15 protein-coding genes are annotated in these 20,105 nt (G+C 60.0%); 9 read left to right on the top strand and 6 right to left on the bottom strand.

Annotated elements, in window-relative coordinates; all coding sequences use genetic code 11:
* Nucleotides 1–14: 14 nt before the first annotated feature.
* The 5 genes from GWQ27_RS11045 to grpE all read right to left on the bottom strand — a co-directional run bounded on the left by GWQ27_RS11045 (nt 15) and on the right by grpE (nt 6,894).
* Nucleotides 15–971 (bottom strand): aminoimidazole riboside kinase, encoded by a 957-nt coding sequence (locus tag GWQ27_RS11045; protein WP_275907359.1) that lies wholly within the window; start codon nt 969–971, stop codon nt 15–17.
* A 115-nt stretch (nt 972–1,086) separates the two neighbouring features.
* A complete protein-coding gene (locus GWQ27_RS11050; protein ID WP_275907360.1) occupies nt 1,087–2,577 on the bottom strand; it encodes a carbohydrate porin in 1,491 nt (496 codons plus the stop codon).
* Nucleotides 2,578–2,839: 262 nt separating this feature from the next.
* A complete protein-coding gene (gene dnaJ, locus GWQ27_RS11055; protein ID WP_021138057.1) occupies nt 2,840–3,982 on the bottom strand; it encodes a molecular chaperone DnaJ in 1,143 nt (380 codons plus the stop codon).
* A gap of 113 nt (nt 3,983–4,095) precedes the next feature.
* Nucleotides 4,096–6,021: a molecular chaperone DnaK gene (gene dnaK / locus GWQ27_RS11060; RefSeq protein WP_275907361.1), complete on the bottom strand. Its 1,926-nt coding sequence runs from the start codon at nt 6,019–6,021 to the stop codon at nt 4,096–4,098.
* A 297-nt stretch (nt 6,022–6,318) separates the two neighbouring features.
* Complete coding sequence (gene grpE, locus GWQ27_RS11065; protein WP_275907362.1) at nt 6,319–6,894, bottom strand: nucleotide exchange factor GrpE; 576 nt, start codon at nt 6,892–6,894, stop codon at nt 6,319–6,321.
* Between the two features lie 267 nt (nt 6,895–7,161).
* Here grpE and nadK point away from each other — a divergent pair, with 267 nt between their 5' ends.
* From nadK to GWQ27_RS11110, 9 genes are all read left to right on the top strand, one after another.
* A complete protein-coding gene (gene nadK / locus GWQ27_RS11070) occupies nt 7,162–8,046 on the top strand; it encodes an NAD(+) kinase (protein ID WP_005312583.1) in 885 nt (294 codons plus the stop codon).
* A gap of 113 nt (nt 8,047–8,159) precedes the next feature.
* Nucleotides 8,160–9,824 (top strand): DNA repair protein RecN, encoded by a 1,665-nt coding sequence (recN, locus tag GWQ27_RS11075; protein ID WP_005312579.1) that lies wholly within the window; start codon nt 8,160–8,162, stop codon nt 9,822–9,824.
* 256 nt (nt 9,825–10,080) lie between these two features.
* Entirely contained in the window at nt 10,081–10,974 is an 894-nt protein-coding gene (locus GWQ27_RS11080; RefSeq protein WP_275907363.1) for a DHHA2 domain-containing protein, read from the top strand.
* A 467-nt stretch (nt 10,975–11,441) separates the two neighbouring features.
* Nucleotides 11,442–11,882 (top strand): universal stress protein, encoded by a 441-nt coding sequence (locus GWQ27_RS11085; RefSeq protein WP_005312572.1) that lies wholly within the window; start codon nt 11,442–11,444, stop codon nt 11,880–11,882.
* A gap of 251 nt (nt 11,883–12,133) precedes the next feature.
* On the top strand, nt 12,134–13,297 hold the full coding sequence (locus GWQ27_RS11090; RefSeq protein WP_011898958.1) for an efflux RND transporter periplasmic adaptor subunit: 1,164 nt from the start codon (nt 12,134–12,136) through the stop codon (nt 13,295–13,297).
* Nucleotides 13,294–15,234, top strand: a complete 1,941-nt coding sequence (locus tag GWQ27_RS11095) for a MacB family efflux pump subunit (RefSeq protein WP_265462186.1) — start codon at nt 13,294–13,296, stop codon at nt 15,232–15,234. The genes GWQ27_RS11090 and GWQ27_RS11095 overlap by 4 nt, the downstream gene beginning before the upstream one ends.
* Nucleotides 15,231–16,604 (top strand): efflux transporter outer membrane subunit, encoded by a 1,374-nt coding sequence (locus tag GWQ27_RS11100; RefSeq protein WP_275907364.1) that lies wholly within the window; start codon nt 15,231–15,233, stop codon nt 16,602–16,604. Before GWQ27_RS11095 ends, GWQ27_RS11100 begins: the two co-directional genes overlap by 4 nt.
* 151 nt (nt 16,605–16,755) lie before the next feature.
* Nucleotides 16,756–17,562, top strand: coding sequence for a siderophore-interacting protein (locus GWQ27_RS11105; protein WP_275907365.1), 807 nt, complete (start codon nt 16,756–16,758; stop codon nt 17,560–17,562).
* 263 nt (nt 17,563–17,825) lie between these two features.
* Nucleotides 17,826–18,932 (top strand): 3-deoxy-7-phosphoheptulonate synthase, encoded by a 1,107-nt coding sequence (locus tag GWQ27_RS11110; protein WP_265421283.1) that lies wholly within the window; start codon nt 17,826–17,828, stop codon nt 18,930–18,932.
* 612 nt (nt 18,933–19,544) lie between these two features.
* Here GWQ27_RS11110 and GWQ27_RS11115 read toward each other — a convergent pair.
* Nucleotides 19,545–19,955 carry an H-NS family nucleoid-associated regulatory protein gene (locus GWQ27_RS11115; RefSeq protein ID WP_099992207.1) on the bottom strand — a complete coding sequence of 137 codons (411 nt, stop codon included), beginning with the start codon at nt 19,953–19,955 and terminating at the stop codon, nt 19,545–19,547.
* Nucleotides 19,956–20,105: the final 150 nt, after the last annotated feature.

Here is a 20,105-nt window from a genome sequence, read left to right on the forward strand (position 1 = left end):
GTTCTAGCCGCAGCTCAACAGCCGCTTGAGGCTGATCGCAAAAAGGCATCCAGTTCTGTGCGGATCGGCAGCGCCGTCATGGCCCCCTTGGCAGTGGTGGCGAGCGCCCCGCAGCCGTGGGCCTGAGCCAGGATGGCGGGCAGCTCGGCCAGCGTGGGCAACCGCTCGCCCTGTGCCAGCGCCGCCAGGAGTCCGGCGACGAAGGCATCCCCCGCCCCCGTGGTGTCAAGCGGGGTCACTTTCGGCCCCACCCACTCCAGCAGCTCGCCCTCGAGGCGAGCCACCACTCCGGCCGCCCCCCGGGTCACCAGCACCAGCGCCGGGCCTGATATGGTAGCGAGCCCCGCGGCCAGATCATCCTCACCGCTCAACAGCTGCAGCTCGTCAATCGAGAGCTTGACCACATCCGCCAAGGCGATTGCCTGGCGCACCACTGGCAGCATCTCGGCGGGGTTGCCCCACACCTCGGGCCTCAGGTTGGGGTCGAAACTGACCCGTCCCCCCGCGTCCTTGATGGCGGCCATGGCCTGCAGGCAACTGCCGCGTACCGGTTCGTTGGCGAGCGCGATGGAGCAGGTGAGCAACCACTGGCTGGCCTGGAAGCCGGGCAACTCATCCGGGGTCAGGAACTGATCCGCACTGGGGCGCACCATGAAGGTGAAGCTGCGCTCCCCCTCTTCATCGAGCTCCACCAGCACTGTGGAGGTTCGATGATCAGGATCCGCCCGCAGACAAGCGGTATCCACCCCTTCCCTTGCCAGGGTATCGGCCATAAAGCGGCCAAACGGATCGGCGCCGACCCGGCCGATAAAAGCTGACTCGCCGCCGAGTCGCGCCACCCCGACCGCCACATTGGCGGGTGCGCCACCCGGGCACTTGAGGTAGTGCAGCTCCCCTTCCGGGATCAAGTCCACCACCGCATCCCCCATTACCCACACACGATTCGTCACCTTGCTACTCCACTGCTGCACAGGATTCATTGACAGGGCCGGGCCCTCATCTCTTGGCTTTCATTATCAGCTAAACCGATTTAGCAAACCAACAGATCCTGGCACCGGCTGCCATTTTTGTGATCGGGATAACGAACTAGAACCAGGTTTCCATCTGCACGCCAAAGTTCCACTCGCCACCAGCGGTGAAGTTGCTCTGGCCCATGGCATCGTCACTGGCGTAGCTGTCGAGCTCCGATGACCAGTCCATCCAGGTGGCGAACACCCGCAGCTCCGGACGCTCGAAGAAGCCGGCGGTCTGCGCCTTGAAGGTGGGTGCGAAGGTGAGCTTGGTGAAGTTGCCGTTCACCGCCTGGCGACCCTTGTAGCCCTTGGGATCCAGATCCATGTACTGCCATGCCGCCTCATAGACCAGCTCGACGTTCTGGCTCAGCACCTGGGCTACCCGGGTATTGAGGGTCAGCCACTGGTATTCATCCCCTTTCACGTAACGATCCTGGCTCTGCTCTGCCAGCAGGGCCGGTGCGAAACGCCAGCGCGAGTTGAGGTCGGTGGCGCCAAACACGGCGACTCGTACCGCATCGGCATCGGGCAGCAGTTCGCTGTCGGAACCCAAGCCCTTGAGCTCGGCACCCAGACCATGACCGTAGAGGATCGCCGCCTTGGAGAAGCCGGGGTTGATGCCAAAGAAGCTGTCGGCGTGATAAGCCACCAGGGTATGAGCCCCCTTGTCTGCCGCCTCGCTTCCTTTGCCACCGTCGTTGATGCGCTGTTCGTTGTCATTGGCCGAGAGGCCGTTCACCATCCACTGCCAGCTGCCGAAGCGGTTGTTCATGGTGAGGATGTAGCTCTCTATGTCCGACAGACCGCTGGCACTGATGTCGCCATAGTCGCGGCCATAGAGGGAGAAGTTCGCCTTCCAGCTGTCGGCAAGTTGCACGTCATAGACACCGCCACCGGTACCGGCCAGGAAGATCACGTCCGAGTCGAGCCAGTGGATGTCGAAGTTGTCCCGATCAAAGCGCTTGCCCGCCCACAGCACCGCATTCTTGAAAGCGCCATCGAAGCTCGCCAGATTGCCTATTTCGGCAAACACCTGGCGGGTATTGAGGCTCGAATCGCTGGCGGTCCAGTCGTTGCTGGTCTCCACGCCATCTGCCAGCATCAGCTTGTAGCGTGCCCAGCTGCCGTCATCAAACGTCTGGGTCTTGAGCAGATTCGCTTCCATGTAGGTGTCGTCTTCGTTGCCAAGCCGGCCCACTGCGCCCCCCACAGATCCTGCCGGCGTGATGTAGGGACCGCCCCGCCCGCCGTTGCCATTGCTGTTGACCAGCAAGCCCGAGCGGGCATAGCCGTGAAACTCGAAGCCCTGTGCCCCCGCCGTCTTCTCATCCACCTTCTGGCTGCGGGTGTTGGCGACCTGGGCCTCCTCACTGGCCGCACTCGCCTTTATCTCGGCCTGACTGGCACGACTCTCCGCTGCCTCGGCTCTTGCTTCGGCCGCCTGTACCCGCGCCTCCAGCGCCGCCAGCCTGGCTTCGATACCGCCCTCCGCCGCCCACAGCGGGCTGCTCATCCCCAATCCCAGCGCCACTGCCAACGCCAATTTGCTCTTGAACATGGTCATCTTCCTCACCTGTCGTGTGTTGCCCGGTCGGGCTCTGTTTTTATCGGCGAAGAGAGCATAGCTAAACCGCTTTAGCCAACTCAAGATGCCAGCTAAACCGTTTCAGCCACTCTGTGAGCGGGATAACATTTGTACAGAATGAATTGGCGGGAGTTGTGAGGTGGATCCCTCATCAGGATCCACTCAATAACGAAGAGACGGGCCGAATGGCAGGCAAAAAGAAAGCCGGCACAGAGGCCGGCTTTGCTGGGATGCGCTGAGATCAGCGGGTCAGGTCGTCGAAGAAGCGTTTCACCCCTTCGAAGAAACCTTCCGATCTCGGCTTGTGGGTCTTGGCGGCGGCACCGCTGAACGACTCGTCCAGCTGGCGCAACAGCTCTTTCTGGGACTCGGTCAGCTTGACCGGAGTCTCGATCACCACCTTGCACATCAGATCCCCAACCTGGCCGGAGCGCACTGACTTGACGCCCTTGCCCCGCATGCGGAACATCTTGCCGGTCTGGGTCTCGGGAGTGACCTTGAGCTTGACGCGGCCATCCAGGGTCGGCACTTCGATCTCGCCACCCAGGGCGGCTGCGGTGAAGCTGATGGGCACTTCGCAGTAGAGGTTGTTGCCGTCACGCACGAAGATCTCATGCTCCTTGACGTGGACCTGTACATAGAGATCCCCAGCCGGAGCGCCCGCTTCCCCCGCTTCCCCTTCGCCGGAAAGACGGATACGGTCACCGGTATCGACACCCGCCGGGATCTTGACCGACAGCGTCTTGGTCTTCTGGTAACGACCTTCGCCATGGCACTTGCGGCACGGATCCTTGATGATCTTGCCGCGACCGTGACAGTGCGGACAGGCCTGCTGCACCGCGAAGAAGCCCTGACGCATCTGCACCTGACCAGCACCGTGGCAGGTCGGGCAAGTCTGGGCTGTGCTGCCGGTGTGGGCACCGGAGCCGTTGCAGACCTCGCAGTGGACCAGGGACGGCACCTTGATCTCCTTGGAGACACCGCGCACCGCCTCTTCCAGGGTCAGCTCCATGGTGTAGCGCAGGTCTGAACCCCGGGCCGGACCACGACGACCGCCGCCGCTGCGGCCACCGAAGATGTCGCCAAAGATATCGCCGAACGCATCACCGAAATCGGCACCGCCGCCAAAGCCACCGTGGCCACCGCCACCCTGGCTCTGATCCACGCCGGCATGACCATACTGGTCATAGCGAGCCCGCAGATTCTCGTCGGTCAGGATCTCATAGGCTTCCTTGACCTCTTTGAACTTCTCTTCGGATGCGGCATCACCCTGATTGCGGTCCGGGTGAAACTTCATCGCCAGACGCTTGTACGCCTTCTTGATCTCGCGCTCATCGGCACCTTTCGATACCCCGAGCACTTCATAGAAATCGCGCTTTGACATACTGATCCTGTTGCTACGTAAACAGTTATGCAGACGGGCGTTGGTCACCCAACGCCCGTAAATTCATCGATCAAGCCGATGGGTAGAGCGGGCTCTACCCATCTGGGTGTGGCTTATTTCTTGTCGTCTTTCACTTCTTCGAACTCGGCATCGACCACGTCGTCGTCAGCCTTGGAAGAAGAAGAGGACTGGTTGGCATCGGCGCCGGCAGCCTGAGCCTGGGATTGCTGCTGGGCAATCTCCATCAGCTTCTGGGACGCTTCCAGCAGAGCCTGCTGTTTGGCTTCGATGACAGCCTTGTCGTCACCCTTGATGACGGCTTCCAGCTCGCTCAATGCAGTCTCGATCTTGGTCTTGTCGTCGGCAGGCAGGGCGTCACCGGCTTCGGTGATCTGCTTGCGTACAGAGTGGACCAGACCGTCAGCCTGGTTGCGAGCCTGTACCAGCTCTTCAAACTTCTTGTCCTCGGCCGCGTTGGCTTCGGCTTCGCGTACCATGCGCTCGATCTCGTCATCAGACAGACCGGAGGAGGCCTGGATGGTGATCTTCTGCTCTTTGTTGGTCTCTTTGTCTTTCGCAGAGACGTGCAGGATACCGTTGGCATCGATGTCGAAGGTCACTTCGATCTGCGGCAGGCCGCGCTGAGCCGGACGGATGCCTTCCAGGTTGAACTGGCCCAAGGACTTGTTGTCGCTGGCGCGCTTGCGCTCACCCTGCAGCACGTGAATGGTCACGGCAGACTGGTTGTCTTCGGCAGTGGAGAACACCTGGGACTTCTTGGTCGGGATAGTGGTGTTCTTCTCGATCAGCGCAGTCATGACGCTGCCCATGGTTTCGATACCCAGAGAGAGCGGGGTCACGTCCAGCAGCAGTACGTCGGTCTTCTCACCGGACAGTACGGCACCCTGGATGGCAGCACCCATGGCCACGGCTTCGTCCGGGTTGACGTCTTTACGCGGCTCTTTGCCAAAGAACTCGGCAACTGTCTTCTGCACCATCGGCATGCGGGTCTGACCGCCTACCAGGATGACGTCGTCGATCTCGCCAACTGCCAGACCAGAGTCTTTCAGGGCAGTACGGACCGGCTCCAGGGAGTCTTTCACCATGTCTTCCACCAAGGATTCCAGCTTGGCGCGGGTCACCTTGATGTTCATGTGCTTGGGACCTGTGGCATCTGCAGTGATGTACGGCAGGTTCACGTCGGTCTGCTGGGCAGAAGAGAGCTCAATCTTGGCTTTCTCGGCGGCATCTTTCAGACGCTGCAGGGCCAACTGGTCGTTGCGCAGGTCGATGCCCTGCTCACGCTTGAACTCGTCAACCAGATAGTTGATGACACGGTTGTCGAAGTCCTCACCACCCAGGTGGGTGTTGCCGTTGGTCGCCAGTACTTCGAAGGTGGTTTCCCCTTCGACTTCGTCGATCTCGATGATGGAGATATCGAAAGTACCGCCACCCAGGTCATACACGGCAACCTTGCGCTCACCCTTGACCTTGTTCACGCCGTAGGCAAATGCCGCAGCGGTCGGTTCGTTGATGATGCGTTTTACATCCAGACCGGCGATGCGACCGGCATCCTTGGTAGCCTGACGCTGGGCGTCGTTGAAGTAGGCCGGCACTGTGATAACGGCTTCGGTCACCGGCTCACCCAGATAATCTTCGGCGGTCTTCTTCATCTTCTTCAGCACTTCGGCAGAGATCTGCGGCGGTGCCATTTTCTTGCCCTTCACTTCCACCCAGGCATCACCGTTGTCAGCCTTGGCGATGGCGTACGGCATGATCTTCAGGTCACGCTGCACTTCTTCATCTTCGAAACGGCGACCGATCAGACGCTTGATGGCGAACAGTGTGTTCTTCGGGTTGGTGATGGCCTGACGCTTGGCCGGCTGACCAACCAGGATCTCGCCATCATCGGCATAGGCAATGATGGACGGAGTAGTACGATCGCCTTCTGCGTTCTCGATCACGCGAGCAGTGTCGCCATCCAGAATAGCGACGCAGGAGTTGGTAGTACCCAGGTCAATACCGATGATTTTACCCATTTGACGAATCTCCAAATACTTTGAATAAACTGGCGAGGAACTCGCCTTAATGCGTTAACGGCTAGGTGGGGGCTGCCAATGTGGCTTTCAAGCTCCCGGCATCAAATTTTTTGTGCCGCCGTGGCCTTGGAACCTATATGGGGTCTCAAGTTGACGCTTCAAGCCCTGCCCTCAAAAAACCGCACATTCTTGCCTTGTTTACGGAAGAATGCTTGCCAAATGACGCCAAAAATAAGCAGTTGGCGCCGCAACCAATAAAAAGCCCGCCGAGCGGCGGGCTCAGCACAGCGATGGCAATCAGGCTGGCGCCTTGGAGACCATCACCATGGCCGGACGGATCACCCGGCCGTTGAGCTCGTAGCCCTTCTGCATCACGGCGATGACAGTGTTCGGTGCCAGCTCGCCATTTTCGATCATGCTCATCGCCTGATGGGCATTGGGATCAAACGGCTGATTGAGCGGATCAAGCGGATTCAGACCAAACTTGGCCACGCCGCTTTGCATCGATTTCAGGGTCAGCTCGACCCCTTCGATCATCGGCTTGAGCTCTTCGCTCTCCTTGTCGGCCAGCTCGATGGCGCGCTCCAGGTTGTCCAGTACCGGCAACAGTTCGGCGGCAAATTTCTCCAGCGCAAACTTGTGGGCCTTTTCCACGTCCTGGGCGGCGCGGCGACGCAGGTTTTCCATCTCGGCGACGGCACGAATGGCACGCTCGCGCTCTTCATTGGACGCCTGCCGGGCGGCGTCCAGTTGGGCCTCCAGCTCGGCAATGCGGGCCTGCTCGGCTGTCACTTCACTGTCTACATCGGTCGGCTCGACTGGCTGGGCTTCCACTTGCTCCATCGTTTCAACCTTTTGTTCTTCGTGGTTCATGACATCTCCAATTTCAGGGTTGCTTATGAGGGTCTGCTGACGTTCGGGTGCGCGACAAGTCGGCAACAGACCCTGTAATGGCGCTATTATGGGGACGCAGCCTCGGCTTTCAAGGGGAAAAGGGCGCTATCGTCGCCAATGAGCCGCACCGACAGGCAAATTGCCACTTTTCCCGGTACGATGGTGCGAGCAGAACGCTGGCAGCAGACAAATCCCCCACAAAGCGGGGTATACTCCCCCCAATACTCATCCCAGACCCGACAGACTATGGATTCTCCGTTCAAAACCATTGCCCTGATTGGCAAACCCCACCACGAAGGGGCCAACCAGACCCTGACCGGCTTGCATCAGTATCTCACTACCCGTGGTTTCAAGGTGCTGGTCGAAAGCCGGGTCGCCCACACCCTCGGCATCATGGATGAAAACGTGATGGATCTGGTCCAGCTCGGTGAGCAGGCGGACTTGGCCATCGTCGTCGGCGGGGACGGTAACATGCTGGGAGCGGCCCGGGTGCTGTCACGGTTCGATGTGGCTGTGATCGGGGTCAACCGGGGCAATCTCGGCTTTTTGACCGACCTGTCGCCGCAGGATTATCTGCTGCCGCTGGAACAGGTGCTTTCCGGCCACTACAAGAGTGAACACCGCTTCTTGCTGGAAGCCGCCGTCTATCGTCACGGGGAGCGCAAATCGAGCAACCTGGCGGTGAACGAAGCCGTGCTGCACCCGGGCAAGATAGCCCACATGATCGAGTTCGAGGTCTATATCGATGGCAGCTTTATGTACAGCCAGCGCTCGGACGGCATCATAGTCGCCACCCCGACCGGCTCCACCGCCTATTCGCTATCGGCGGGCGGCGCCATCCTCACTCCCAAGCTCAACGCCATCACGCTGGTGCCCATGTTCCCGCACACCCTGAGCAGCCGCCCCATAGTGCTGGATGCGGACAGCGAGGTGCGCCTGCTGGTCTCACCGGACAATCAGGATGATGCCATGCAGGTGAGCTGCGACGGTCAGGTGACACTGGCGGTGCACCCGGGGGACGAGATCCTCATCAAGAAGAGCAAGCACAAGCTGCACCTGGTGCATCCGCTCGATTACAGCTACTTCCACGTGCTGCGCAACAAGCTCGGCTGGGGCAGCAAGCTGTTCTAAGCCGCTTTCAACCCGTCCTTGTCCATCCTGTTGCGGGTCGACTCTTTACTGTATGGAAAACCAGTATATACTGGATGCATACACAGTAATGTTGGCCCATACAGGATGAGACCATGCTGACCCAGCTGACCGTCAACAACTTCGCTATCGTCAAGTTTCTCGAACTCGATCTGCAACCGGGCATGACCTGCATCACGGGTGAGACGGGTGCCGGTAAATCCATCGCCATAGACGCACTCGGCCTCTGTCTGGGTGAGCGGGCAGAGGCCAGCATGGTGCGCCCCGATAGCGACAAGACAGAGGTCAGCGCCCGTTTCCTGCTGGACGGCAACCCCGCCGCCCGCGCTTGGCTCGCCGCCAACGAGCTGGAAAACGAAGGTGAATGCATAGTACGGCGGGTTCTCTCTGCCGAAGGGCGCTCACGCAGCTACATCAACGGCGTGCCCGTCCCCCTGACTCAGCTCAAAAACCTCGGTCAACTGCTGGTCAACGTCCACGGCCAGCACGCCCACCAGCTCCTGCTCAAACCCGACTACCAGCTCAGCTTGCTGGATGGCTATGCCGGCCATCACCTGCTGCTGGAAGAAGTGCGCCAGCACTATCAGCTCTGGCGTCAGCTGCAAAACGAGCTCAATCGCCTCAAGGCCGAACAGCAACAGCGGGAAGCCCGCCGTCAGCTCATCGAATATCAGGTGCAGGAGCTGGACGAATTTGCCTTGCAACCGGGGGAATTCGAGGCCATTGAAGAGGAGCATCAGCGGTTGGCCAACGGCACCGAACTGATGCAGGAGTGCGGCGCCTGTCTCGATCTGCTCTATGACAACGAAGAGACCACCATCGCCGGCCTGTTGCAGGTCGCCGTCGACAAAGCCGAGAGTCTGGTGGGCATGGACAGCCGCCTCAGCCCTGTGCTGGAGATGCTTAACGAGGCGATGATAGGCGTGCAGGAGAGCCACAGCGAGCTGCGCAGCTATCTGGATCGGCTTGAGCTGGACCCGGAGCGCTTCACCGAGCTGGAGGCTCGCCTCTCCAAAGCCATCAATCTGGCCCGCAAGCACCATGTCAAACCGGCCGAGCTGGCCCTGCATCATCAGGATCTGGCCAGTGATCTCGCCCGACTCAACTCTGATGAAGAGCGCCTGGAAGGCATGGAAGATGAACTGGCCGAGGCCCGCCTTGCCTTCGTACAGGCCGCAGAGGCACTGAGCCAGAGCCGTCAGCGTTACGCCGAGGAGCTCGGCACCAAGGTGACCGCCAGCATGCACGAGCTGGCGATGCCGGACGGCCGCTTCGCCATCGAGGTGCGGCCGGATGCCCAGAGCAGCCTGTCGCCGCTCGGCATCGATCGGGTGGAATTTATGGTCACCACCAACCCGGGGCAACCAATCCAGCCGCTGGGCAAGGTGGCCTCGGGCGGTGAACTGTCGCGGATCAGCCTCGCCATCGTCGTGATCAGTGCCCGCAAGGTTTCGACCCCGACCCTGATTTTCGATGAGGTGGACGTGGGGATCAGTGGCCCCACTGCCGCCGTAGTGGGTCGTTTGCTGCGCCAGCTCGGTGAATCCACACAGGTCATGGTGGTCACTCACCTGCCCCAGGTAGCAGGCAAGGGCCACCAGCACATGGTGGTGAGCAAGCACACCGACGGCAAGACAACGGAAACCCAGATGCAGGCACTGGATCAGGGCGCTCGCCTCAAGGAACTGGCTCGTCTGCTGGGAGGCGATCATATCACCGACAATACCCTGGCCAACGCCCGCGAGCTGCTTGCCTCCTGAGAAGGAACGCCCAACACGGCCAGTAACAGGGGAGCCTCACACCTGCGGGTGTGAGGTTCCCCTTCTTTATATAGCTATCTGAATATGGCTATCTGACGGTGCGAGTCATCCAGGTTGCCATGGCCAGCACCGACGCATAGAGTGAGACCAGGTCGGGAGCAAAAACCCGTGCGCCTTCACCTGTTTTATCTGCCCCCTTGTCCGGCCAGCGTCCTTGCGCGGTCGACCAGGCGCCTCCAACTTCAGGAATGTCTTTATGCTCCACGTGTTTGGTCACAAGAACCCTGATAGCGACAGCATCTGCACCGCTCTGGTCACCGCCGACTGGCTCAATGGCCAGGGCAGACCGGCCCAGGCCTATGCACTGGGTGACCCCATCGCCGAGACCCGCTTCATTCTGGAAACCGCCGGGGTCGATGCCCCGCCCCTGCTGCAGGGGAGCGTGGCCAACAAATCTGTGTTTCTGGTCGATTTCAGCGAGCTGGAGCAAGGGCCAGAGGGCCTTGCCGAAGCGGACGTGCAGGGGCTGATCGATCACCACAGGATTGGCACTCTTGTGACTCGGGGCCCCCTCGATGCCTGGATCCGTGCTGTGGGTTGCAGTGCAACTGTGCTGCTTGAGCTGATGGGCTATGACAACCTCTCCCGTTCCCAGGCTCGCCTGCTGCTGGGCGCCATCATCAGCGACACCTTCAGCCTCACCTCGCCGACGACCACACCCCGTGATCGCGCAGCCGTCAATGCGCTGCTGCCCCTGGCCGATCTGGCGCTGGAGCCCTTCGCGCAGACCCTGCTGGAACGCCGCACCCAGTTAGGTGATGCTCCCCTGGCCGAGCTGCTCATCGCCGATGAGAAGGCGTACCAGATTGCCGGTTACACACTCTCTGTCAGCCAGGTATGCGTGATGGATCCGGCACAGCTTCAGTCACGGCAAGCAGAGCTGGTTCAGGCCATGCAGGCCCGGCTGGAACAGGACAAGCTGGATGCCTATGTGTTGATGCTGACCGATCTCGCCAAGGGGAACAGCCTGCTCTATTTCGCCAGCAACGGCATCTTGCCCGAGCAACCCATCCATCTGGCCGGTGCCGTCAGCCGCAAGAAGGAGGGTCTGCCCTGGCTGGCCCACTATCTGTCAACAGACCCGGTGTGATGCCAAGTGGCAGGGAAGCGGTACACGCCGGGTTCTCTGCCCTCTCTTTCTACCCCATGGCTTTGACACGCCACCTCGGTCGGCATGCGACTTTTTCTGTACGCCCTGTCGTCAACTTCCCTCATCCTGCTTGTTCGTGCTCACGGCGTCACGTGATACTCAGGTAGAGACCAGGCAGCATGATTCAGATATGCAGCGCTTGCTGACCATGCAAACATGCTAAAAAAATACCATTTTTATCCGCAATTCCCCCGCTAACCGTCAAATATCCGGGATCCCTTCATTCTCCATTCAACTCGGTCTGTTATGCTGATGTAAACGAACATGGTTTTACTATGCATCACCGACAGAGGGTGACGCCAGACAACCAGGACATGTTAGCGCCATACCATATATAGCGGGAACACAGTGGTAAGAGACACACTTGGTGTCTCTGGTGACCCGCGTCATGCCAAGGAGAACTGCTTATGACCTCAACCCATATTGTGCTCTTGCTGGAAGGCAAGGATTACGAGCAGGAGACGCTGGCCAAAGCAAGCCGGTTGGCACAGGGCATGGGCACTGAGCTGACCCTGCTGCACCTGACTCATAGCAGCAAGGTGCGCCGCGAAAGCCTGTCGCTGTCCGAAGAAGAGCGCAGTGCCCAGGGCACATTGGATGCCAAGGCCATCATCAGTGAACTCATCACCACCTTGCAGCATCCAGTGGATTATCAGTGCCTGGTGGTCGATGACGTTGTGTCGGACCTGAAGCACTGGCTGGCTTCACACCCGACGGATCTGCTGCTGGTGGGCAGCCGCCATCACTGGATGGAAGGATCCCTGGCCCGTCTGCTTATCTACAAGCTGCCGATCGATATCCAGATCTGCCACGAACCCTACGTAGAGCAGCTCAAAGCCGTCAGCTAACCTGCAAGGCGCCCACTCAAGTGGTGGGCGCCTCATCTCCCCCTATCCCCTCTTGTTGCCGTCAACACCCGCACTTTTCCCGTTCGCCACGCGACTTGCTCATTGCCGCCACCTCTGCCAAGCCCGCTGGCAGCCTCACTATTGACAAGCCTGTCTACATGTTTCCTTACATATTCATCGCTGTTTTTTAAGCCTCGTTTGCTGCAGGATATTGCCCTTGCATGCCTTCGCACGTTTCATTCAGGTGATAAATGAACATAACTCCCAAGCAGAGAAAATTTGCCCTGCTCGCACTCATCCCCCTGGCCGCCATCACCTGGCTGGCCTGGCCAAATACGACCCCGGACCCGGTGCTGAGCGCGCCAGTGACCCGCCAGGATGTGGAGCAGACAGTGCTGGCCAGCGGCGTCTTGCAGGCCATAGAGCAGGTGGATGTGGGTGCCCAGGTCTCGGGTCAGGTGACCTATCTGGCCGTCGAGGCGGGGCAGAGCGTCAAGCAGGGTGACCTGCTGGCCGAGATAGATCCCCTGATCGCCCAGAACAACCTCAAGACCGCCGAGGCGGATCTTGCCAGCCGCCGTGCCCAGCTCAAGATCAAACAGGCACAGCTCAAGCAAAACGAGCTGGCCTGGCGCCGTCAGCAACAGATGTTCAAGCAGGAAGCCAGCTCCCGCGCCGATCTGGAGAGCGCCGAAGCCCAGTTGGCGGTCACCCGGGCCGAGCTGCAGAGCGCCCAGGCCGAGATCGAGAATGCGCTGATCAAGGTGGATCGCACCAAGACGGAGCTGGGCTATAACCGCATTCTGGCCCCCATGGATGGCACAGTCGTCAGCATAGTGACCCGCCAGGGCCAGACCCTGGCCGCCAGCCAGACTGTGCCCACCCTGCTCAAGCTCGCCAATCTGGAGACAATGACGGTCAAGGCACAGATCTCTGAGGCGGATGTCACCCGGGTCAAGGCAGGCATGCCGGTCTATTTCACCTTGATGGGAGATGCGGATACCCGTTATCACGGCACCCTGCGCACGGTCGAACTGGCCCCCACCAACATCAACGAGCAGGCCACCAGCACCACGGCCACCAGCAATGCCGCCGTCTATTACTACGCCCTGTTCGACGTACCCAATCCGGATCACACCCTGCGGGTCGCCATGACCACGCAAGTCACCATAGTGCTCGGTGAGCGCAAGCAGGTGCTGACCATTCCACAGACGGCCCTTGGCAAGAAGCTGGGGGAGAACGAGTACGAAGTCACCCTGATCAAGGATGACGATCAGAAAGAGACACGCCGCATCAAGACCGGCATGAAAGATGACATCAAGGTCGAGGTAGTCAGCGGCCTCACCGAGCAGGACAAGGTCAAGCTGGGTCAAAGTGCTCCCGTCAACGGCCCCGATGTGGAGATGATGTTGTGAGTGAGCCACTGATCCAGCTCAAAGGGATAGAGCGACGCTACCAGAGCGGAGAGCAGGAGGTTACCGTCCTGCATCCGCTGGATCTGACCATTGAAGCGGGTGAGATGATCGCCATCGTCGGCGCCTCCGGCTCCGGCAAATCCACCCTGATGAATCTGCTAGGCTGCTTGGATCGCCCAAGCGCGGGCCAGTATCTGTTTCGGGGGCAGGACACCGCCACTCTGGATGCCCTCTCCCTGGCCCGGTTGCGCTGCCACCACTTTGGCTTCATCTTTCAACGCTACCATCTGCTGCCACACCTCAACGCCGCCGCCAACGTGGAGATCCCGGCCGTCTATGCCGGCACCTCCCGCCACGATCGGCAGGCACGCTCCCAAGCCCTATTGGCAAGGCTGGGCTTGAGTGATCGCAGCCATCACACCCCGGGGCAGCTCTCCGGCGGTCAACAGCAGAGGGTCAGCATCGCCCGGGCGCTGGCCAATGGCGGCGAAGTGATCCTGGCGGACGAACCCACGGGTGCCCTCGACAGCCAGAGCGGCAAGGAAGTGATGGCCATTCTCAAGGAGCTGCACGCTCAGGGCCACACCATTATTCTGGTGACCCACGACATGGCAGTGGCCAGCCACGCGGATCGCATCATCACGCTGCGCGATGGCCGGGTGCTGGAAGACAGCGGCAAACCGGCTACGACCACAGCCGGCCTACCGGCCGCCTCCCCCGCCGCCAGGGCGAGCGGCAACGACTGGGATCGCTATCGCGAGGCGGGACGCATGGCGCTGCACGCCATGCTGGCACACCGGATGCGCACCTTCCTCACCATGCTCGGCATCATCATAGGCATAGCCGCCGTGGTGAGCGTGGTCGCGCTCGGTCAGGGGGCCCGTGCCAAGGTGGTCGACCAGATCAACGCCATGGGCACCAACACCATCGACATATTCCCGGGCAAAGATTGGGGGGACGAGAAGGCCGCCAGCATCCAGACCCTCAACAAGCGGGATCTCGATGCGCTGCTCGGCCAGCCTTATCTGGAAGGGGCCAGCCCCCAAATTGCCTCGTCGGGTCAGCTGCGTTATCGCAACAAAACCAGTAGTGGCAGCATAGTGGGAGTCGGCAGCGACTTCTTCCGGGTCAAGGGGATGAAGCTCACCAGTGGCCGCCTGTTTGACGAGCGCGACATCCAGAACCGTGCCGCGGTGGCCGTTGTGGATGGCAAGACCATAGAGAGCCTGCTCGGCAAGGAAGATCCGGTCGGCCAGGTGGTGCTGGTAGGGACCCTGCCGGTGCGCATCATTGGTGTGGTGGAAGAGGAGACGGGGTTTAGCCGCAGCAGCCAGTCAGTGAACGTCTGGCTGCCCTACAGCGCCGTGATGAGCCGCCTCATCTCCCAGAACCACTTCAGCCAGCTCACCATTCGGGTCAAGGACGGGGTGCAACCCGCCCTTGCCGAACAGGCTGCCATCGAGCTGCTGACCCAGCGCCACGGAGTGAAGGACTTCTTCACCTTCAGCAGCGACAGCATCATCAAATCTGTGGAGAAGACCACTGCCACCATGACGCTGCTGGTCTCCGCCATCGCGGTGATCTCCCTCATCGTCGGCGGGGTCGGGGTGATGAACATCATGCTGGTCTCAGTGGTGGAGCGTACCCGCGAAATCGGGATCCGCATCGCGGTCGGCGCTCGCCAGTCCGACATTTTGCAGCAGTTTCTGATCGAGGCCGTGATGGTCAGCCTGCTCGGGGGCATGCTCGGGGTCGGCGTCTCCCTGTTCATAGGCCTGCTCTTCTCCCTGTTCGTGGAGAGTATTCAGATGCAGTTCTCGCTCTTTTCCATCCTGATGGCGTTTGGTTGCTCCTCGCTCATCGGGATCCTGTTTGGTTACCTGCCCGCCCGCAATGCCGCCCGGCTCGATCCGGTCGAGGCGCTGGCGAGGGAATGACGATGTACAACTTATCAAAACTGGCGCTCTGCCTGGCCCTTGCTGCTGGCGTGAGCGCCTGCAGCCAGCAGAGCACCTATCACAGACAAGACTTGGTACTGGCTCCGAGCTGGCAACAGCCGGATGACGGCCTCACCCATCAACAGGCCGGCTTCTGGTGGCAAGGGTTCCATGATCCGGCGCTGGATCAGCTGGTGGAGGCCGTGCTGGCCGCCAACCCGGACATGCAGGTCGCCGGACTGAGGCTCAGAAGCGCACTGCTGGGCGCAGATTATGCCGATACCAACCTGACCCCCTCGGTCAATGCCAGTCTCGGGGGCAATGGCACCAAGGATCTGAAAAGTGGCAAGGCCAGCAGCAGCATGGGCCCCACCCTGACCCTCAGCTACGAGGTGGATCTCTGGGGCAGGCTCGCCTCGGCGCGGGATCAGGCGAGCTGGGAAGCCCAGGCTTCCGCCCAGGATCTGGCAGCCACCCGTCTGATGCTGATCGGCAAGGCGCTGGAGCAGTACTGGCAGCTGGCCTATCTCGGCTCGGCTGTCAGTCTGGGCGAGCGGCAACTGGCAAACTACACCCGCGCCGAACAGCTGACCCAGGCCAAGTACCAGGCCGGCGCCGTCACCCGGCTCGATTTGGTGCAGGCCAGCCAGCAGAAGGCCAACAAACAAGCTGAGCTCACTTCGCTCTTGATGCAGCAGGAACAGGCCCGCAACGGGCTGCGCCTCTTGCTTGGGCGCAGCAGCGGACCGCTGGAATTTGCCCCGAACGCGCTGACGACGACCCCGGTGCCATCACTGGCGGTCGGCATTCCAGCGGATGTGCTGGCACGGCGCCCCGACGTGCGCGCCGCCGAGTTGCGCCTGCGCAAGACACTGGCAAAAGGGGATGAGATCCGCACCGGTTTTTATCCCTCATTGAGTCTCACCGGAGGTGCCAGCAGCACCTCGGACACCCTGACCCAGGTATTGCAAAATCCGGTGGGCACTCTGGGTGCCAGCCTGGCGCTGCCTTTCCTCGAATACAACAAGACCCGGATCTCCATTGCGAGCTCAGAGCTTGATTACCAGATTGCCGAAACCGAATTTCGCAAGCAGCTTTATACCGCTCTGGTCGAGGTGGAAGACGGCCTGGCCGCCCGCCATCACGGCGAGCAGCGCCTGAACTATCTGGCCGAGCAGCTGACGTTTGCCAAAGAGGCAGAACGGCTTGCCCGGGCTCGCTTCCAGGCCGGTGCCACCGGGGTACAACCCTGGCTGGATGAGCAGAACCGCCTGTGGGAGGCCGAGCTTTCCTTGCTAAGCCAGCAAAAGGAGCAGCTCAATACCATGGCCAGGATCTACAAGGCGCTGGGGGGCAGTGATCACAGCTAAGGCAGCGCGCTCGACACCGCCTCTCATGCCATGAGAGGCGGTGCTTTTTCTCCTCTTGATGTCCCCTTCCTGATTGCCTGTCACACAAAGCAATTGATAATAGTTTTCATTTAATGAAAAATGGGCGCCATTATCAGTCAGGAGTATCCATATGTCTCAGCCCGCCCCGGTCAATCGTCCTCGTCTGCTCACGGTCAAACACGTCCGGGATGTGAGCCCGCACCTGCGCCGAGTCTGCCTGACCAGCCCGGAACTCGCTGACTACCCCTTCACCTGCGGCGGCGCCCATATCAAGATCATGCTGCCACAGCCGGGCCAGCCCCACGCCGTACTGCCCACGCCCACCCCGCAAGGGCCGCGCTGGGAAGACCCGAGCCAGCGCCCCATCATGCGCACCTTCACCATACGGGCATTTCGTCGCGAGGCACTGGAGCTGGACATCGACTTCGCGCTGCACGGCGATGCCGGCCCCGCCAGCCGCTTTGCCATGCAGGTCAAACCCGGCGATCTGCTTGCCATCTCGGGCCCGGGTGGCCCGGATCCCATGCTGCAGCCCGCCCAGCACTACTACATGGTGGGTGACCTCACCTCCCTGCCCGCCATCAGTGCCATGGCCGAGGTAATGCCCGCCGACACCCAGGGCCATATCGCCCTGCTGGTACCCTATCAGGAAGATGTGCAGGATCTGTCGCTACCCGCTGGCGTGACCTTGCGCTGGTTTATCGGCACCCCCGAGCAGACTGAACCACTGGTGGCGTATTTCACCGCCCTGCCGATGCAGGAGCAGGCGAGCTACTTCTGGTTCGGCGGTGAAGAGGGGTTGGTGGTGCCATTGCGCCGTCACGTCAGACGCACCCTGGAGGTGGATCGCACTCGGGTCTACGCAGTCCCCTACTGGCGCTACGGCAAGGATGAAGAGGCCTATCACCACGCCCGTCACGATGTGATGGACAGCTGATCTGCCCATTTTTTCCTTGGAATATCAAGCTCATGGCCTGCCGGTCATGGGCTTGATTGCTATCTGCACTCCCCTGATTTGCTCCTTGCCCCCCATTGTGGTGATCCGAGCGGTTGTGCTTGATTTGATGCAAACAACCAGATAATGATAATCACTCTCAACAATGAACAGTGATGACGCCCCATTGCAGCCTCTCTCCATGCCCCGGGTTTGGATGTGGAGCGCACGTCATTCACTCCCGTTTGCACAGCAAGGTAATCCAGATGGCAGTTTTGAACTCAGTAATGCGCGCCTTCGCGGTGGAGGCTCTTCCCACTCCTGCCGACCTGTTGGCACTTCATCCCTGTCCCAGCGAGGTTGCAGCGCAGATCGATCACCATCGCCAGCAGGTTCGCCAGATCCTGACAGGAGAAGACGATCGCCTGCTGGTGGTGATAGGTCCCTGCTCCATCCACGATCCCCTCGCCGCCCTCGATTACGCACAGCGACTGGTACGGCTGGCCGACGCCTATCAAGACAGGTTGCAGATAGTAATGCGCACCTATTTCGAGAAGCCACGCACCACAGTGGGCTGGAAGGGGCTGGTATTCGACCCCCATCTGGATGGCAGCAACGACATAGGTCACGGCCTGCAGCTGGCACGTCAGCTGCTGCTCGACATCAACCGTCTGGGATTGGCCACCGCCACCGAGTTTCTCGATACCACCAGCTTCCTCTATCTTGCCGACCTCATCAGCTGGGGGGCGATAGGCGCCCGCACCACCGAATCCCAGGTGCACCGTCAGCTGGCCTCGGCGCTGCCCTGCCCTGTCGGCTTCAAGAACGGCACGGACGGCAATATCCGGGTCGCCATCGATGCCATTCAGGCCAGTGAAGCCTCCCATCTGTTCACAGCGCCGGGCAGTCAGGGCGGCATTGTGGTGATCAAGAGCGAAGGCAATCCCGCAGGTCACATCATATTGCGTGGCGGCACCCGCCCCAATTATCACCAGAGCGACGTGGAGGATGCCGCCGAACGCCTGACGCGGCAGGGGCTCAGCCACCGCCTGATGGTGGATTGCAGCCACGGCAACAGCCAGAAACTGCACAAAAATCAGATCCGGGTGGCAGGTGAGCTCTGCCGTCAGCTGGGGGAAGGCAGCGACGCCATCGCCGCAGTCATGGTCGAGAGCTTCTTGCAAGGGGGCAGCCAGAAGCCTGCACCATTGAACGAACTCGCCTATGGCCAGTCAGTCACCGACGCCTGCCTGTGCTGGGACGATACCCAGACCCTGCTCGCCATGCTGGCCGAGGCTGTCGAGTTACGTCGCCAGAGCAGAACCCGACGCCAGCCCGGAACGGTACACTGGGATACCCAGTTGGCCAGCTGAACAAGAGAAGGCTCCCCCAGCGGGAGCCTTATTATCTGCAAGTCCCGTCATTACCATTTAGTCAGCCAGGTCGCCAAATAAAATGGTCCAGACTTATCCGTTCAGGATAAAGACCATAGGGTGCGGGCTTTGGATGGGATAAAGAAAATATCCGCGCTACCTCTCTTCATTCGTCACTCGACGACCAACAACCGGCATACCGGCTCCCCTTTACACCATGTCAGATAAAACTGAAAAGCATGCCAGTTAATGGAAAAAGCCCTTCGATGAGTAAAAAGAATCGTAGCTTGCTTGCGGGCAGCTTAATGCCCCCTAGTTTTCTGGGGAATGATGGAGGCGAATATACAATGGGCTGTATGAGTCCAGTGACTCGTCTCTCATTGGCCGTCGGTGAACTGCTGGCAATACAAGATGGGGAAACCACAAGCCGATGCACACATGACAATTAATCGGCCAATAAGAAAGGCAAACATCACGGCTGACAGTATGCTGTCGCACGGCGACAAACAGGGACGGCACAAAGTAAGGAGGGAATTGACAGGAGAATACTTCGGTGAATACAAATAATAATGCCGCCTCGCGGGCGGCATCATTCATGATCGATCCGGTGGATCAGATCAGGAAATCATTCAGATTCTTGCCCAGCGCAACTTGCTCGGCAATGGCTTTCGGCATACGGCCCTGGCCGGTCCAGGTCTTCTCCTGGCCATCTTCCTGATACTTGTACTTGGCAGGACGCGGTGCGCGCTTGCTCTTGGCGGCGCCAGCAGTGGCAGCTGGGGCAGCGGCACTGTTGATCAGCTCACGGGGATCAATACCAGCTTGCTGCAGCATTTCGGTGAACTCGCTCAGCTTGCGCTGACGCTCTTCCTGCTCGGCACGCTCTTGCTCAACAGACTCGGCGCGCTCGTTATATACCAGCTCAAACTTTTCTTTCGCTTCTTGCAGCTGTTCAAACGGCAATTCACGGATGGCAGCACGCAGGCTGCGAATGTTCAGCAGAACTTTCAGAAATTCGTTCATTACTTCCTCACAAAATTATTTTTGTTTGTCACAGGGATAACACAGCTTGAGAATAGCATGCCTGTTTGATAACAACATACTGTTTTTATAGTTCCTGTCACTTTCTTAACAAAAACGATTGGCTGAATATGCCAGCGACTTTATTCACTC

Source organism: Aeromonas sp. 5HA1, from assembly GCF_029237245.1.
Classification (GTDB): Bacteria; Pseudomonadota; Gammaproteobacteria; order Enterobacterales; family Aeromonadaceae; genus Aeromonas; species Aeromonas salmonicida.